This window comes from Knoellia locipacati (genome assembly GCF_007992835.1).
Lineage (GTDB): Bacteria > Actinomycetota > Actinomycetes > Actinomycetales > Dermatophilaceae > Knoellia > Knoellia locipacati.
This window is the reverse complement of the sequence record NZ_BKBA01000003.1, coordinates 623,178-639,991: the sequence shown is the minus strand read 5'-3', so window position 1 is coordinate 639,991 and position 16,814 is coordinate 623,178. Positions and strand designations below refer to the sequence as shown.

The following is a 16,814-nucleotide window of genomic DNA, read 5'->3' as shown; positions in this document are numbered from 1 at the left end:
GCGAGACGCCACCAACAGGGGAGTTCACATGATCACCGCCATCATCATTCTCGTCGTCGTGCTGCTGCTCGTCGGCATCGTCGTCGGGATGTACAACGGCCTCATCAAGCTGCGCAACCTCGTGCAGGAGGCCTGGCGCCAGATCGACGTCGAGCTCACGCGGCGCCACGACCTCATCGGCAACCTCGTCGAGACCGTCAAGGGCTACGCCGCCCACGAGCGCGGCACCCTCGAGGACGTCATCAAGGCGCGCTCCGCCGCGATGGCCCCGAACCAGTCGCCCGGCCAGCAGGCCGAGAGCGAGAACATGCTGAGCCAGGCGCTCGGTCGCCTCCTCGCCATCGCCGAGGCCTACCCCGACCTCAAGGCGAACCAGAACTTCATGGCGCTCCAGCAGGAGCTCACCTCCACCGAGGACCGGATCGCCTCGTCGCGCCGCTACTACAACGCGACCGTGCGTGACCTCAACACCAAGGTCGAGACCGTCCCCACGAACTTCATCGCCGGCATGTTCGGCATCAAGACGGCCGAGTACTTCGAGGCCGTCGGCGAGCAGCGCGAGGCCCCGAAGGTCGACTTCGGCCAGCGCGACGCGACGATCCCGCCGCCCAGTGGCTACGCGCCCGCTGCGCCGAGCGCCGCGACGCCGCCGAGCCCGCAGTCGCCCGCGCAGACCCCGGCCGCCCCGGCCGGACCGGCTGGTGCCCCGCCGGCCGTCCCCGCGGACCAGACGCAGCCCATCGACCCGTCGGCCCCGGGCGACACCCCGCCTCCGCCGGCGCCTCCCGCACCGCGCGTCTGAGGGCATCGAGTGTCACTCGTCGCCGGCACCCGGGTGAGCGCTGCCTCCCCGTGGGTGGCCGAGGTGTGGGTCGACCCGCAGTGGTACGAGTGCCAGAGCAGCCCCGACCGCCTGCCCGCCTTCGGCCCGCCCACGGTGGTGCGGCTGCAGGGCAGCCAGGTGCTCATCGGCCGGCACAGCGAGGTCAAGGCCGTGGCCCCGCAGATCGACTGCGAGGGTGATGCGGGTGTGAGCCGTCGACACGCACAGCTCACCCGTCACGGTCTCGGCTGGGTCGTCGAGGACCTCGGGTCGGCCAACGGCACGTACGTCTCGTCGACGATCGGCGAGATCCCGGACGACCCGATCGCTGCCGGGCACAGTGTGGAGTCGGGTCACGTCCTCTACCTCGGGTCCTGGACCCGGATCGTCCTCAAGCGGGAGGCCCCCCTCAGCTGAGGTGGGCGGGGCGTCAGGTCGCCCGGGCGTCGACCCAGAACTCGTCGTCGGGGACCCAGTCGTCGGGGACGTAGCGTCCGTCGGCGGGGTCGTACGGGGGTTCGAGGTCGTCGAGCCGGTGGGGTGACCAGCCGTGTCCGAGGATGGGTGGGGCGGTCGAGTCGTAGGTGTGTCCGGTCGGTGTCGTGATGCGTATGGCGTGTGGCCCGGTGTCGGCGAGCCCGTCGCCGTCGAGTCCGGTGTCGTCGAGGCCGGTGGAGGTGACGCGCAGGTGCCAGCCGGGCTCCTCCTTGACGAGGTTGTGGCGCTGGCACATCCCGGCGCCGTTGACGCCGGACGTCGCGCCGCCATCGGCGGCGCGCACCACGTGGTCGGACTGGACCGCGGGGGCGTCGCACCAGGGGATGCGGCAGGTCGGGTCGCGCAGCTCGAGGAAGCGGCGCAGCCCGCCGTGGAACCTACGGCGTTGCGAGTCCAGCGCCACGAGGTCGCGTCCGGTGGGGTCGGTGAACAGCCGCCGCAGCCACACGAACGCGTCCGGGTCAGCCAGACCGTCGGCGACCGCGGCTCGGGCCTGCGCGCCCGGGACCGGTCCCCACCCCGGGATGGTGGCGCAGTCGTCCGCCGGTGCGGCGCCACCAAAGGCAGCGGGCAGCAGGACCCGGTCGGTCATGACGAGCGATACCTCGACCGGTTGCGGCTGACCCGGTGCCCGGCCCGACAGCAGCTCGAGGGCGCGGTCGGCCAGCCAGGCGCCCCTGCCGCGCACGTCGGCCCGGGCCGCGGCCGCGGCGGCCTCCCACTGGTCGGCCGGCAGGTCCGGGTCGATGACGTGCCGGCGCCCCTCCTCACGGGTCAGGGCCAGGTGGGCGCCGATGACGTCCTTCATCGGGCCCAGGACCGACAGCCACGCCATCCCGTCCGCCGCGGGTCGCACACTGACCCGACGGGACGCGACCGCCCGGCGGTGCCGCTGCGCCAACGACTCCGCGTCCAGCGCGGCACCCGCGCGTCGCGCGGCGGCTGCCAACGCCGTGTCACCCAGCGTGCCGATCACGCCCGCCAGGCGCCGGTCGACCTCGCCGCGGTGCTCCAGCGACAGGCACGCGGTCTCCCGGACCACGATCGTGGCGCGCCGTTCACTGATCTCCCCACGCGTCAACGCCGCCATCGTGCAGGGCAGCTCGTCCACGAGCGCCCGTGCGACCCCGACGTGCTGGTCCGCGAGGGTCGGCGAACACCGCCGCGCCAACGCCAAGTCGGCGCGCACGCTGCGCGAGTCCTCACCCAGCGCCTCACGGTCCACCACCGCCGCGGCCGTCAACCGTGCCTGCGCCGCCGCCGCGGCACCCTTCAACGCCTCCAGTGCGGCCACCGCCGCGACCCGCTGCGCCTGGGTCAACCCCTCCGCCGACACCTCCGCGAGCGCCGACACCACAGCACGAACCCGGCCCTCAGGCCCGCTCGGTGCTGGTGTCCCCTCCATGAAACAACCCTAGGACCGAGCACTGACAGCCACCCGAGTTCGACTGTGGCACACCGGGTTTGCGTCAGCACGTGACGCAAACGACCACGAGGCTCGGCAGGCGGACACAGCCGGGTGACGCCGCCACGACTACACCCCGCAAGCGTGCACCTCGCAGCAGAACAGAAGCCGGGCCACGTGCACGAAACCCACTTCGGGCGGCAAAGGTGAGGCCCGCGCGCCGAGACCCGCGCCACAATGGGCCATGAGCACACCAGCCCTCGACACCTTCTCGCTCGCCGGCCGCACGGCCCTCGTCACCGGCGGCTACCGCGGGCTCGGCCTCGCGTTCGCCCGGGCGCTCGCCGAGGCCGGGGCCGACGTCGTCATCGGCGCCCGCGACGAGGAGGCCTCCGTCGCGGCGGCCGCGGAGCTGGCCGAGACCACAGGCCGCACCGTCGTCGGCGTCGGGCTCGACGTCACCGACCGGGCGAGCGCGCAGCGGGTCGTCGCGACGGCGATCGAGGCCACCGGACGCCTCGACGTCCTCGTCAACAACGCCGGGGCCTGCGTGCACCGCCCGGCCCTCGAGGTGACCGACGACGAGTGGGACCTCGTGTTCGACACCAACGTCCGGGGCCTGTGGATCATGAGTCAGGTCGCCGGCCGGCACTTCGCCGACCAGCGCAGCGGGGTCATCGTCAACATCGGCTCCATCTCGGGACTCATCGTCAACAGGCCCCAGTGGCAACCGGCATACAACGCCTCGAAGGCGGCCGTGCACCAGCTGACGAAGTCCCTCGCCGCCGAGTGGGCACCGCTCGGGATCCGGGTCAACGCGGTCGCGCCCGGCTACGTCAAGACCGAGATGGCACCCGTCGACGACCCGGCGTTCAAGCCCCGGTGGATCGACGACGCCCCGATGCAGCGCTACGCGCTCCCCGAGGAGATCGCGCCGACCGTCGTCTACCTCGCCTCCGACGCGTCGAGCTTCGTCACGGGGTCGGTCGTCGTCATCGACGGTGGCTACACGACGTTCTGACCTGCGGCCGTCACCCGTTCTCGGCAGGGAGGACCATCGCGTAGACGTCCCACGGGCGTGAGTCCTCGGGGTGGTCGCGCCGGGTCCGGCCGCGGTAGCTCTTGAGGATCTCCTCCATCTGCCCCTTGACCTCCTCGAGCTCGGCGTCGGTGACCCAGAGCCGCGATCGCGAGGTCATGCCCGTCTCGCGGCCGGACTCGAGCGACTCCGCCAGCCGGTCGAGCCCCGCGTCCATCCCGACGAACCACTTCGCCAGCGACGACCGGCTGAGGTCACGACCCGCGGCCCGGTGCGCCTCGGGCAGGATCGAGATCGACGAGGCGGTCGAGCGCCACGGCCGTTCGCGCCCGTCACCGGAGGACGAGTCGCGCTCGACGACGCCCCACTTCTCGAGCGCGCGCAGGTGGTAGCTCGTCGCCGACGGGGTGAGTTCCACGAGCCTGGCCGCCTCGGTGGCCGTGAGGACCTCGCCGGAGTAGAGCTCGGTGATGAGCCGCTGCCGTGCCGGGTGGGCCAGGGCCCGCAGTGCGAGCGGGTCGGTGATCCGCAGCTCGTCGGGTCGCTTCGTCGCCATGACGCCAACCCTAGTCTTGACCGACCAAAGTGTGAAGCGTTACCTTCACAAGTATGAAGCAACTACTTCACGAGTATGCCGGGGTGTTGGCCGTGCGTCAGGCTCGCCTCGTCCTCGGGGCCAGCGTGCTGTCGACGGTGGGCGACGTCATGGCGATGGTCGCGCTCATGCTCCAGCTGCACGACGGCGGCCACGGGCCCTATGCCGTCATGGCGCTGCTCATCTGCTTCGCCGTGCCGATCGTCGTCACCATGGGCCTCGCCGGCTCCGTCGCCGACCAGCACGACCCCCGTCGGGTTCTCGTCCTCTCGCTCACCGTGCAGGCGCTCGGCGCGGTGGGCCTGGTCCTTGCGCCCGACCTCGCGTGGACCTGTGTGGCGGTGGTCGTCATGCAGACCGGCTTCGCGTTCGCCAACCCCGTCTGGACCTCCGTGATGCCGCTCCTCGTGGGGGAGTCGCTCTCCGGGACGTTCGTCTCGCTCGCCCAGGGCATGAGGTCCCTCGCCTCACCCGTCGGGGCGGCGGCGGCCGGGATCCTCGTGCAGCACTGGGGAACCCAGCTCGTCCTCGGCGTCAACGCGGCGAGCGTCGTCGGCCTCGTCGGGGCTGCCCTGGCGCTGCGAGCCAGCCGACCCCCGTCCCCACGCAGCCGGACCGCAGTGCTGCCTCGCGAGGGCTACGTCGCCCTGCGCCGGGACCCCGTCCTCGCAGCGCTCGTGCTCGGGGTCGTCCCGATCATCCTCACCGTCGAGGCCGTCAACGCCGTCGAGGTCTTCCTCGTCCGCGGTGAGCTCGGCGCGACCCCCACCGGCTACGGCCTCGCCGAGGCGGTCAGCGGCGTCGGGCTCGTCCTCGGCTCCTTCGCGGCGGGCGCGGTCCGCTCCCGTGGCGCCCGAATCCGTGGCCTCCTCCTCGGCATCGCGGTCGTCCCGCTCCTCCAGGTCGGTCAGGGTCTCGCTCCCACCCTCAGCCTGTATGCCGTGTGCGCCTTCGCGATCGGCCTCGCCCTCGGCGTCGTCAACGCCCTCGTGTTCGCCCTGCTGCTGCGAGAGGTGGTCGAGCACGACCGGGGCAAGGTGCTCGCCCTCGTCAGCGGGCTGTCCCGCACCGCCACCATCGGCGCCCTCGCCATCGGCGGAGTCCTCGGGACCCAGGTCGGTGCGCGGACGGCATACGTCGTCTGTGGCTCGGTCGGCCTGCTCATCGCGGCGACAGCCGCTCTACGTGTCCGCGCGGGAGTCCACCGATCGGTGGACGGCCTGTCCATCCGGCAGTCGGTCCCCACCGGGAGCAGACAGGACCATGCTTGAGGCATGACAGCGATCAGCATCCGTGGACTCGTCAAGGCGTACGGCGCCAAGCGCGCCGTCGACGGCCTCGACCTCGACATCGAGACGGGGGAGGTCTTCGCGCTCCTCGGGCCCAACGGCGCCGGAAAGACGACCACCGTCGAGATCCTTGAGGGCTTCCGGACCGCCGACGCCGGTGAGGTCAGCGTCCTCGGCTCCGACCCGCACACGGCGAACCGCCTGTGGCGCAACCGGATCGGCATCGTCCTGCAGACTTCGTCCGGACTCGACCTGCTCACCCCGCGCGAGATCCTCGCGTCGACGGCGCACACCTACGCGAACCCGCGCAGCGTCGAAGAGGTCATCGCCGCGGTGGGCCTCCAGGAGAAGGCCGACGTGCGCATCGCCGGTCTGTCGGGTGGCCAGCGCCGCCGCCTCGACGTCGGGCTCGGCATCGTCGGACGCCCCGAGCTGCTCTTCCTCGACGAGCCGACGACCGGCTTCGACCCGCAGGCGCGGCGCGACTTCTGGGGCCTCATCCGCACCCTGGCCTCCGAGGGCACGACGATCCTGCTCACCACGCACTACCTCGACGAGGCCGAGCACCTCGCCGACCGTGTCGGCGTCATCGCCGGCGGCCGCCTCCTCGCGCTCGACACCCCCGCCAACCTCGGCGGACGCGCCTCCGAGGAGGCCACGGTGGCGTGGCTCGAGGACGGCGAACGACGCACCCTGCGCACCGCGACCCCCACCCTGGAGGTGAGCCGCCTCGCCGACCGGTTCGGGGGAGAGGTGCCCGAGCTCGTCGTGAGTCGGCCCTCGCTCGAGGACACCTACCTCACGCTCATCGCCCCCCACGTCACGCAGGACGACGAGGGCGCCCCTGCTGCCACCACGACACGGAAGGTCCCGGCATGAACGCCGTCGCCCTGGGCTTCGACCGCACGCTCCTCGAGCTCAAGATGTACTCGCGCGAGAAGGAGGCGGTCTTCTTCTCGTTCCTCTTCCCGATCATGATGCTCGCGCTCTTCTCGGTGATCTTCGGTGACTCGATGGGTGGCGACTCGCAGATGAGCGCCGCGGAGTACTTCCTGCCCGGCATGATCTCGGCCGGCATCCTGCTCACGTCCTTCCAGACGATGGCGATGTCGGTCGCAGCCGAGCGCGACGACGGCACCCTCAAGCGGCTGCGCAGCACCCCCATGCCGCCGGTGTCGTACTTCCTCGGCAAGGTCGGGCTCGTCGTGACCACCGCCCTGGCGCAGCAGGTCCTGCTCCTCGCCGTCGCGAAGTTCGCGTTCGGGGTCGACCTGCCCGACACGGCAGCACGCTGGCTGACCTTCGCCTGGGTCTTCGGGCTCGGTGCCTTCGCGGGGACGGTGCTCGGCACCGCCTACAGCTCGCTCGCGTCCGCCCGGACCGTCGGCGCCGTGGTCGTCGCGCCGATGCTCATCCTCCAGTTCATCTCCGGCGTCTACTTCTCGTTCACCGACATCCCCGAGTGGCTCAAGCAGGTCGCGTCGGTCTTCCCGCTCAAGTGGATCGCCCAGGGCATGCGCTCGGTCTTCTTCCCCGACGACCTCGCGTCGATGGAGATGGCCGGCGCGTGGGAGCACGGCCGCACCGCCATGGTCCTCGGCGTCTGGGCCGTCCTGGGACTCGTGCTCTGCGTGCTGACCTTCCGCTGGTTCAAGCGCGGCACGACATGATGGCACCGTGAACTCGGCCCCCGTCCCGCCCGCTGAGCTCTCGAGCGACGAGCTCGCGCAGATGTGGCGCGGTCAGGCGAAGTGGTGGCACGCCGGCTGCTACGCCCTGGTCGCGACGGCGATCGTCGTCTCCCTCATCCAGCCCGCGGGCCCGCACGGCCACCCGCCCACGGTCGCGCTCCTGCTGGGCATCGCCGTCGCCTACGCGGTGCTCGGTCGCCGGGCGATCCAGCGCGAGGGGACCGTGTATGCCGTCGCCTACCAGCTGTGTGCCTGGGCCTGCATCCTCACCGTCATCGTCATCGACCCCGAGTTCGAGGCGTGGCTGCTCTTCTTCTGCCTCTTCCCGCAGATCTGGGCGACCTTCGAGAAGGGGCCGGCACTCGTCGGGACGGGCCTGGCGCTGGCCGCGCTCTTCGCCGCGACGGTCGTGCCCGCCGACGACCCGGCGGGGGCCGCGCCCGGGGCGCTCGTCTCCGTCATCATCTCGTTCGTGCTCTCGGCCGCCCTCGGCCTCTTCATCCACCGGATCATCACCGAGGCCGAGAGCCGGGCCTGCATGATCGACGAGCTCCGGTCGACCCGGGCACAGCTCGCCTCCGTCGAACGCGCGCAGGGCGTCCAGGACGAGCGCAGCCGCCTCTCCCGCGAGATCCACGACACCCTCGCGCAGGGGTTCACGTCGGTCATCGCGCTGTCCCGCGCGGCCACGTCCGCGCTCGACCGCGACGACGCAGCCACCGCCCGCGAACGCCTCGCGATGATCGAGCGCACCGCCGTCGACAACCTCGCCGAGGCGCGGGTCATCGTCGCCGAGCTCACACCCGGCCACCTCCAGTCGCGCACCCTCGTCGAGGCGCTGGCCAGGCTCACCGACACCGTGACGCGAGAGACCGGCATACGGGTCACGTCGGCGGTCGAGGGCGAGCCGGCCCCGCTCGGTGGCAACGCCGAGGTCGTCCTGCTGCGCGGCGTGCAGGAGGCGCTGTCGAACGTCCGGCGGCACTCCGGTGCGACGTCCGCGGCCGTGACCCTCGCCTACGAGCCGGAGCGGGTCGCCCTCGAGGTGACCGACGACGGCAGCGGGTTCGACCCCGCGACCACCCCACCCGGCTTCGGGCTCGACGGCCTGCGGGCCCGAGCCGCCGAGCTCGGTGGCGAGGTCAGCATCGACCGCGGGGACCCCCGCGGCACCCGACTCGTCATGGAGCTGCCCCGATGATCCGCGTCCTCGTCGTCGACGACCACCCCGTCGTGCGGGCCGGCATGGTCGCCCTGCTCGGCGAGCTCGAGGACGTCGACGTCGTCGGCGAGGCCGGCAACGGAGCCGAGGCCCTGGCGCTCACCCCTCGCCTCACGCCGGACGTCGTCCTCATGGACCTCCGTATGCCGGTCATGGACGGTGCCGAGGCGACCGCGCGCCTGCGCGAGCAGCCCGGTGCGCCGCAGGTGCTCGTCCTCACGACCTACGACACCGACGCCGACATCGTGCGCGCGGTCGAGTCCGGCGCCCGGGGGTACCTGCTCAAGGACACCCCGCCGGCAGTGCTCGCCGACGCGATCCGGCGGGCGGCGCTGGGCGAGACCGTGCTCGCGCCGCCGGTCGCGGCCCGGCTCGCCGAGCGGCTGCGGGCACCGGCCCGGGTCGAGCTCACCCCACGCGAGCTCGAGGTGCTCAAGGCCGTCGCGCGGGGACTGTCCAACGCCGAGGTCGGGCGCGAGCTCTACATCGGCGAGGCCACGGTCAAGACCCACCTGCTGCGGGTCTTCGCCAAGCTCGAGGTGACCGACCGGACGGCAGCCGTCACCGCGGCATACCGGCTCGGTCTGATCGCGGTGCCGCAGGACTGAGCCGCGGCACCGAGGCGGACGGCCTCAGCGCAGGCGCACGAGGAGCTGGCCGTTGTCGAGGACCTTGGTGTCCACGAGGCTCGTGTGCGCCTCGATGAAGTCCCGGAACGAGGAGTGGCCGAGCGACTTCTCCTTGAACGTCGAGTCCAGGCGCTGCATCTGGCTCTTGACGCTCGAGGAGTACTGCCAGCCGTCATCGCGGCCGGAGCCCACCTGCATCGCCCGGCGCAGCAACGCCGTCGCCGGTGCCTCGGACCGGGTCGTCGCGGCCGAGCTGAACGTGGGGACCGTCGCGGCGGCCACGGCCGCCTTCTTGCCGGCGGCCCTGCTGCCGGGCGCCTCGGGGTCGGCGGCCTTCTTGGCGGCCGTCTTCTTCGCGGCGGCCTTCTTGGTCGCGACCTTCTTCTGCGCCGTGGCGGGGACGCCTGCAGCTGGAGCGTCCTCGGCCGGGGCCGCCACGTCGGTGAGGGGCCGGTCCTCGACCCCCGGGAGGTCCCCGTAGGAGCTGAACGCGTCGAGGGCGGCCACGAGCGCACGACTCGTGGAGCCGGTGACCCCGATCCCGGCCACGAACCGGCCCATCCGCTTGCACCGCTGGGCGAGGGGGATGTAGTCGGAGTCGCCGCCCACGATGACGACGTGGGTGATGTCGGAGTGCCGGAGGAGGTCCTCGACCGCGTCGATCGCCAGGCGGATGTCCGCCCCGTTCTTGGTGCCCGACGTCGCGAAGAGCTGGACGAGGTCGACCGCACGGTCGGTGAGCTGGTGCTTGTAGGCGGCGTTCGCCGTGACCGACCAGTCCGCGTAGGCGCGGACCAGGGCGACCGTGCCGTAGGAGGAGGCGTAGTCGATGACGGCGCCGAGGTCGACGTTGGCCTCCGCCAGCCGCTGGCTCACCTCGCCGTCGGAGCCGTCGCCCGGGGCGTGCCGCCTTGCGTCGTCGCGGCGCCAGTGACCGGCGCCGTGGACGTCGTCGTAGCGCGAGATCACCACGTTGTCGAAGTCGATGTACACAGCGACTCGGGAGGTCTCGTTCATGGCCCGACCCTAGCCGCGTGCCGTCGGTGCGGCCGTCAGTGCGTCAGGCGTTGTCGCGGCGCGCCTCGTGGGCGTCCTCGACGACCTCCGCGGTCTCGGCCGCGCTGGTCTCCACGGCGCGACGCGTGGCACGCCGGTGGCGGACGACCTCGAAGACCATCGGCAGCACCGAGAACGCGACGATGAGCAGGATCGCGGCCTCGAGGTGGTCCTTGACGAGCGCGACGCCACCGAGGAAGTAGCCCGCGGTCGTGAGCAGCAGGACCCACAGCACCGCGCCGACGCCGGACCACACGAAGAAGTGGCGGCGCTCCATCCGGCTCACGCCGGCGACGACGGTGATGTAGGTCCGCACGATCGGGACGAACCGCCCGAGGACGAGGGCCTTGGCTCCGTGCTTCTCGAAGAAGGCGTGGGTCTGGTCGAAGTACTTCTTCTTGATGATCCTGCCGTCGCGCTCGTAGAGCGGTGCGCCGAGCAGGCGGCCGAGCTCGTAGCCCACGACGTTGCCCAGGAACGCGGCCACGATGAGCGCGAGCACCGCGACGAAGAAGTTGATCTGCAGCTCACCGCCGGCGATGAAGATGCCGACCGCGAAGAGCAGCGAGTCACCCGGGAGGATCGGGAAGAACAGACCGCACTCGACGAAGACGATCGCGAGGGACAACCAGAAGAACGTCGTGCCGTACTGGTCGAACAACCACTGGGGGTCCATCCAGTCGGGACCGAGCATGGGCATCATCACGCGCGCAAGGGTATGCCGTGCGGCTGGACGTTCGCTGAACACGCCCGGACCGCTTTTTGGAGGATTGAGAGGACAGGACGGGCCGGCTCCACTACTGTCCGTAGTGCTGAGTTTTCGACGGTCGCAGGCCCCGCCTGCTCGTACAGAGAAGAAGCACGCGATGAGCGATGAACCCCGTCCTCGCACCAGCCAGCGCGAGCGCGCCGCAGGCCCGCCCATGGGCCCGGACGCCGCCACGGCACGGACCATGCTCGTCCTCGCCACCGTGGGGTTCGCCCTGTGCTTCTGGGCCTGGGCGCTGCTCTCACCCCTGGCGGTGACGCTGCGCGAGGAGCTCGGGCTGACCTCGCTCCAGCAGTCGCTCGTCGTGGCGACGCCCGTCATCGTCGGGTCGCTCGGCCGCATCCCCGTGGGTGCGCTGACCGACCGCCTCGGCGCCAAGGTGATGTTCCCCGCGGTGTCGGTGCTGACGATCGTGCCGGTGCTCTTCCTCGGCTTCTTCGGCACGAGCCTCGCCGCACTCCTCATCGGCGGCTTCTTCCTCGGGATCGGGGGCACGGCCTTCGCGGTGGGCGTCCCGTTCGTCAACTCCTGGCACGCACCGGCCCGCCGCGGAGCCGCCCTCGGCATCTTCGGCATGGGCACCGGTGGCACGGCGGTGAGCGCGTTCACGACGCTCACCCTCGCGAACCGGTTCGGGCGTGCCGCACCCTTCGTCCTCGTGGCAGTCCTCCTTGCCGTGTATGCCGTCATCGCCCGGACCGTCCTTCGCTCACCGACCGTCACGGGCGGGCCCGCGAGGCAGGGGAACTGGCTCACGGCGGCTGCCCGCACCATCGCCCAGCCCGTCGCCCTCAAGCTGGCGATCCTCTATGCCATCGCGTTCGGTGGCTTCGTGGCGTTCAGCGTCTACCTGCCGACCTACCTCGTGAACAACTTCGGCCTGAGCAAGGGCGACGGGGCGCTCCGGATGGCCGGCTTCGTCGTCGTGGCAGTCCTCGCCCGACCCGTGGGTGGCTGGCTCGCCGACCGCTTCAACAAGCCCAAGGTCCTCGCGGTCCTGCTCGTGGCCACGGGTCTGTTCGCCATCCTCGCGGCCGTGGTCGGCGGTGGGAGGGTCGAGCTCGCCCTCGAGCCGGTCGGGACGGTCGCCTTCCTCGGGATGGCGGCCGGGCTCGGGGCCGGTGCCGGCGCGGTCTTCGCCCTCGTCGCGGCGCTCGTCGAGCCGGCCAGGGTCGGCGCCGTGACGGGTGTCGTCGGCGCGGCCGGAGGTCTCGGCGGGTTCGTGCCCCCGCTCCTCATGGGCGCGATCTACGACTCGCAGGGGAGCTACACCATCGGTCTGCTGCTCCTCGCCGCCGTCGCGATCGCCGGAGGCGTCCTGGCCCTGGTCGGGTTCCGCAGGGAGCTGGGTTGACCCTCCTCGATGCCCCACTGCGTCGCGCCATCGTCGACGAGCTGGCGAAGGCGTCGACGAGCGGGAGCCACGACGGGCTCACCGCGGCCGAGCTCGCGGACCGGCTCGACGTGCACGTGACGACGATCCGCTTCCACCTCGACCGCCTCGAGGAGGCAGGGTTCGTCGAGGGCAGGGTCGTGCACAGCGGTGGTCGGGGTCGGCCGCACCGTCGTTTCGTCCTGCGGGGCCGGGGGCCCGAAGCGCCGTTCGAGGTGCTGGCGTCGGTGCTCACCTCCATCCTGTCCACCGCTCGGGCCAACCAGCTGAGCCCTCAGCGGGCCGGGATCCGCTGGGCCGTCGCCCGGGGCGAGCAGCTCGGGCTGCACCCGGTGACCGACGGTGACGACCGCTGCGAGGAGGTCGGCCGCCATGTCGGCGACCTCCTCGGCGAGTGGGGCTACACCCCGCAGACGGACGTCGACCCCGATGCCCTCGCGCTGACCGTGACGCTGCACCACTGTCCCTTCCTCGAGCTCGCTCAGGCCCACCCCGACGTCGTCTGCGGCATCCACCGCGGCCTGCTCCAGGGCACGCTCCAGGCGGTCGGCGAGGTCGACGCCCAGGTGAGCCTCGAGCCCCTCGTCACACCCGACACGTGCATCGCACGGCTCCGCCTGGCCGACCGGTCCGGCAGTGGTCCCGACACCCGGGCGACCGACTCCACAGGAGGAATCACGTCATGACACAGGCCCCCGCGGGTCCGACCGGTCTCGACGGCCGGCTCTCCGACGCCCTCGTCGGCACGAGGCGCTTCTTCACCCGGGGCGAGGTGTCGCAGGACAGGCGGACGCTCAACCTCAGCGGGGGCCGCAGCGGCGACGCGTTCTACCGGGACCGCTGGAGCCACGACAAGGTCGTGCGCTCGACCCACGGGGTCAACTGCACCGGCTCGTGCTCGTGGAAGGTCTACGTCAAGGACGGCATCATCACGTGGGAGGCGCAGCAGACCGACTACCCGTCGGCCGGTGCGGACCGCCCCGACTACGAGCCCCGAGGGTGCCCGCGAGGGGCGGCCTTCTCCTGGTACACCTACTCGCCGACCCGGATCCGCTACCCCTACGTGCGTGGCGTCCTGCTCGGGATGTTCCGCGAGGCCAGGAAGGCGCACGGCGGCGACCCGGTGCTCGCCTGGGCGTCGATCGTCGAGGACCCCGAGAAGGCCGCCCGCTACAAGTCGGCCCGGGGCAAGGGCGGGCTGGTGCGCTCCACCTGGGAGGAGGTCGTCGACATCGTCGCGGCCGCCCACGTCCACACGGTCAAGACCTACGGGCCCGACCGGATCGCCGGCTTCTCGCCGATCCCGGCGATGTCGCCGGTCTCCTACGCGTCGGGCTCGCGCTTCCTCGAGCTCGTCGGCGCGCCGATGCTCTCGTTCTACGACTGGTACGCCGACCTGCCCAACGCCTCACCCCAGATGTTCGGCGACCAGACCGACGTGCCGGAGTCCGGGGACTGGTGGGACGCGGCATACCTCATCATGTGGGGCTCGAACGTGCCCCTGACGCGCACGCCCGACGCCCACTGGATGGCGGAGGCGCGCTACCGCGGGCAGAAGGTCATCGCCGTCGCGCCCGACTACGCCGAGAACGTCAAGTTCGCCGACGAGTGGGTCACGCTCGGGCCCGGCACCGACGGTGCGCTCGCGATGGCGATGGGCCACGTCGTCCTCAAGGAGTTCTTCGTCGACCGGCTCGAGCCGTTCTTCGCCGACTACAACAAGCAGTACACCGACCTCGCCAACCTCGTCTGCCTCGTGCCGGGCGAGGACGGCGGCGCCCACCGGCCCGGCAAGTACCTCGTCGCCGGCGACATCGAGGGCGGACCGAAGTCCGACTCCGAGAACGCGATGTGGAAGCCCGCCGTCATCGACGCGCGCACCGGTGAGCTCACCGTGCTCGACGGGTCCATCGGCGATCGCTTCGGTGACGAGGGGCTGGGCAGGTGGAACCTCCAGCTCGGCGACGTCGACCCCCTGCTCACCCTGCACGGCAGCTCCGACGAGGTCGTCGAGGTCACCCTCCCGCGCTTCGACGGAGCCGACGGCAAGGTCGCCCACGAGGTCCGTGGCGTCCCGGTCCGCCGCATCGGTGGCCGCCTCGTCACCACCGTGCTCGACCTGCTGCTCGCGCAGTACGGCGTCGCCCGCGAGGGCCTGCCCGGCACCTGGCCGACCGGCTACGACGACCCGACCGTCCCGGCGACGCCCGCCTGGCAGGAGCAGCACACCGGCGTCCCCGCAGCCCAGGTGGAGCGGCTCGCGCGCGAGTGGGGACGCAACGCCGTCGACACCAAGGGCCGGGGGATGATCCTGCTCGGTGCCGGTACGAACCACTGGTTCCACAGCGACCAGATCTACCGCGCCATCCTGCTGCTCACGACGATCACCGGCTGCCAGGGACGCAACGGCGGCGGCTGGGCGCACTACGTCGGGCAGGAGAAGATCCGCCCGCTCATGGGCTTCCAGCACATGGCCTTCGCGCTCGACTGGCAGCGCCCGCCGCGGCACATGAACCAGACGGCCTACTGGTACGTCCACACCTCGCAGTACCGCTACGACACGTTCTCCGCCGACGACCTCGACTCCGGCACAGGCGTGTTCGCGGGCAGGAGCGTCATGGACCTGCTGTCGCAGTCGGTGCGGCTGGGGTGGACCCCCAGCTATCCGACGTTCGACCGGAGCTCCCTCGACCTCGCCGACGACGCCGAGGCCGCGGGCATGGAGGCCCCGGCCTACGTCGCGCAGGAGCTCAAGGAGGGGCGTCTCCGCTTCGCGGTCGACGACCCCGAGTCGGGCACCAACCACCCGCGGGTGCTGTCGCTCTGGCGCTCCAACCTGCTGGGCAGCTCGGCCAAGGGCAACGAGTACTTCCTGCGCCACCTGCTCGGCACCGACAGCGCGGCCACGGCCCGCGAGGCCGGCCCCGCGCATCGGCCGCAGGGCGTCGAATGGCCCGACTCGGCCCTCGAGGGCAAGCTCGACCTGCTCCTCACCCTCGACTTCCGGATGACGAGCTCGACGATCCTCTCCGACGTCGTGCTGCCTGCCGCGACCTGGTACGAGAAGCACGACCTGTCGACGACCGACATGCACCCGTTCATCCACTCCTTCAACCCCGCGATCAGCCCGCCGTGGCAGACCAAGTCGGACTGGGAGACATGGAAGGCGATCGCCAAGAGGTTCAGCGAGCTCGCCGTCGACCACCTCGGCACGCGCAAGGACGTCATCGCCAAACCCCTCTGGCACGACACCCCGGAGGCGATGGCGACGGTGCACGGCGAGGTCAAGGACTGGGCGAGCGGCGAGTGCGAACCGGTGCCCGGGAGGACGATGCCGGTCATCGCCGTCGCCGAGCGCGACTACACCGCGGTCTTCGACAAGATGACGACGATCGGGCCGCTCCTCGAGAAGCTCGGCATGCTCACCAAGGGCGTCGCCTACGACGTCAAGCGGGAGGTCGAGATCCTGCGCCAGCGCAACGGCATACGACGTGGTGGAGCCGGCGACGGACAGCCCAGGGTCGAGACCGACATCCAGATGGCCGACGCGATGCTCCACCTCGCCGGGGTGTCCAACGGGCACCTCGCGACGCAGGGCTTCCGGTTCCTCGAGAAGCGAACGGGCACGAGGCTCGCCGACCTCGCGGCCGAGCACGAGGGCAAGCAGATCACCTTCGCCGACACCCAGGTCGCCCCGGTGCCGGTCATCACGAGCCCCGAGTGGTCGGGGTCGGAGTCGGGCGGACGGCGCTACAGCCCGTTCACGATCAACATCGAGCGGCACAAGCCGTTCCACACCCTGACCGGGCGGCAGCAGTTCTACGTCGACCACGACTGGTTCCTCGGCATGGGTGAGGCGCTGCCCGTCTACCGGCCACCGCTCGACATGACCGCCCTCTTCGGGGAGGCCCCGGTCGGCGAGCTGAGCAGGGAGGAGGGGCGCGGCATCGCCGTGTCGGTGCGCTACCTCACCCCGCACAACAAGTGGTCGATCCACTCCGAGTACCAGGACAACCTCTTCATGCTCGCCCTCTCGCGCGGCGGGCAGTCGGTGTGGATGTCCGACAAGGACGCGGCCAAGGTCGGCATCGCCGACAACGACTGGATCGAGATGGTCAACCGCAACGGCGTCGTCGCAGCCCGGGCCATCGTCAGCCACCGGATGCCCGAGGGCACCGTCTACATGCACCACGCCCAGGACCGGCTCATCGACGTGCCGCTCACCGAGCGCGACCGCAAGCGCGGGGGTATCCACAACAGCCTCACCCGGATCCTGCTCAAGCCCAACCACCTCGTCGGTGGCTACGCGCAGCTGTCGTACTTCTTCAACTACATCGGGCCGATCGGCAACAACCGCGACGAGGTCACGACCATCCGCAAGCGCACCGCACGAGTGGAGTACTGA

General features: G+C 71.4%; 15 protein-coding genes. 11 read left to right on the top strand and 4 right to left on the bottom strand.

The window, feature by feature from the left end; translation table 11 throughout:
* Positions 1 to 28 precede the first annotated feature (28 nt).
* Positions 29 to 802: a LemA family protein gene (locus KLO01_RS04585; protein WP_147062514.1), complete on the top strand. Its 774-nt coding sequence runs from the start codon at positions 29 to 31 to the stop codon at positions 800 to 802.
* Between the two features lie 9 nt (positions 803 to 811).
* Positions 812 to 1,240 carry an FHA domain-containing protein gene (locus tag KLO01_RS04580; RefSeq protein ID WP_147062512.1) on the top strand — a complete coding sequence of 143 codons (429 nt, stop codon included), beginning with the start codon at positions 812 to 814 and terminating at the stop codon, positions 1,238 to 1,240.
* A gap of 13 nt (positions 1,241 to 1,253) precedes the next feature.
* On the opposite strand, the gene KLO01_RS04575 is transcribed toward KLO01_RS04580, so the two are convergent.
* Positions 1,254 to 2,726, bottom strand: coding sequence for an HNH endonuclease signature motif containing protein (locus KLO01_RS04575; protein ID WP_246136045.1), 1,473 nt, complete (start codon positions 2,724 to 2,726; stop codon positions 1,254 to 1,256).
* Between the two features lie 244 nt (positions 2,727 to 2,970).
* Here KLO01_RS04575 and KLO01_RS04570 point away from each other — a divergent pair, with 244 nt between their 5' ends.
* Positions 2,971 to 3,747 (top strand): SDR family NAD(P)-dependent oxidoreductase, encoded by a 777-nt coding sequence (locus KLO01_RS04570; protein ID WP_147062510.1) that lies wholly within the window; start codon positions 2,971 to 2,973, stop codon positions 3,745 to 3,747.
* A gap of 10 nt (positions 3,748 to 3,757) precedes the next feature.
* On the opposite strand, the gene KLO01_RS04565 is transcribed toward KLO01_RS04570, so the two are convergent.
* Positions 3,758 to 4,321, bottom strand: a complete 564-nt coding sequence (locus tag KLO01_RS04565; protein WP_147062508.1) for an ArsR/SmtB family transcription factor — start codon at positions 4,319 to 4,321, stop codon at positions 3,758 to 3,760.
* Between the two features lie 53 nt (positions 4,322 to 4,374).
* On the opposite strand from KLO01_RS04565, the gene KLO01_RS04560 reads away from it, so the two are divergent.
* Genes KLO01_RS04560 through KLO01_RS04540 form a run of 5 tightly spaced genes read left to right on the top strand, consistent with a single transcriptional unit; the run spans position 4,375 to position 9,170 of the window.
* A complete protein-coding gene (locus tag KLO01_RS04560; protein WP_147062506.1) occupies positions 4,375 to 5,631 on the top strand; it encodes an MFS transporter in 1,257 nt (418 codons plus the stop codon).
* A gap of 3 nt (positions 5,632 to 5,634) precedes the next feature.
* Positions 5,635 to 6,528, top strand: a complete 894-nt coding sequence (locus KLO01_RS04555) for an ABC transporter ATP-binding protein (protein ID WP_147062504.1) — start codon at positions 5,635 to 5,637, stop codon at positions 6,526 to 6,528.
* Entirely contained in the window at positions 6,525 to 7,319 is a 795-nt protein-coding gene (locus tag KLO01_RS04550) for an ABC transporter permease (protein ID WP_147062502.1), read from the top strand. The genes KLO01_RS04555 and KLO01_RS04550 overlap by 4 nt, the downstream gene beginning before the upstream one ends.
* A gap of 7 nt (positions 7,320 to 7,326) precedes the next feature.
* The gene (locus KLO01_RS04545; RefSeq protein ID WP_147062500.1) at positions 7,327 to 8,541 is read left to right on the top strand and encodes a sensor histidine kinase; all 1,215 of its coding nucleotides are present in this window, start codon (positions 7,327 to 7,329) and stop codon (positions 8,539 to 8,541) included.
* A complete protein-coding gene (locus KLO01_RS04540; protein WP_147062498.1) occupies positions 8,538 to 9,170 on the top strand; it encodes a response regulator in 633 nt (210 codons plus the stop codon). Before KLO01_RS04545 ends, KLO01_RS04540 begins: the two co-directional genes overlap by 4 nt.
* A 24-nt stretch (positions 9,171 to 9,194) precedes the next feature.
* On the opposite strand, the gene KLO01_RS04535 is transcribed toward KLO01_RS04540, so the two are convergent.
* Complete coding sequence (locus tag KLO01_RS04535; RefSeq protein ID WP_147062496.1) at positions 9,195 to 10,208, bottom strand: NYN domain-containing protein; 1,014 nt, start codon at positions 10,206 to 10,208, stop codon at positions 9,195 to 9,197.
* 43 nt (positions 10,209 to 10,251) lie between these two features.
* Entirely contained in the window at positions 10,252 to 10,947 is a 696-nt protein-coding gene (locus tag KLO01_RS04530; protein WP_147063118.1) for a VTT domain-containing protein, read from the bottom strand.
* Positions 10,948 to 11,113: 166 nt separating this feature from the next.
* Between KLO01_RS04530 and KLO01_RS04525 the strand changes: the two genes are divergently transcribed.
* From KLO01_RS04525 to KLO01_RS04515, 3 genes are read left to right on the top strand one after another with little or no spacing between them, the layout of a single operon-like run.
* Positions 11,114 to 12,370, top strand: coding sequence for an MFS transporter (locus KLO01_RS04525; protein WP_147062494.1), 1,257 nt, complete (start codon positions 11,114 to 11,116; stop codon positions 12,368 to 12,370).
* On the top strand, positions 12,367 to 13,095 hold the full coding sequence (locus tag KLO01_RS04520) for a helix-turn-helix transcriptional regulator (RefSeq protein ID WP_147062492.1): 729 nt from the start codon (positions 12,367 to 12,369) through the stop codon (positions 13,093 to 13,095). The genes KLO01_RS04525 and KLO01_RS04520 overlap by 4 nt, the downstream gene beginning before the upstream one ends.
* Positions 13,092 to 16,814: a nitrate reductase subunit alpha gene (locus KLO01_RS04515; protein ID WP_147062490.1), complete on the top strand. Its 3,723-nt coding sequence runs from the start codon at positions 13,092 to 13,094 to the stop codon at positions 16,812 to 16,814. Before KLO01_RS04520 ends, KLO01_RS04515 begins: the two co-directional genes overlap by 4 nt.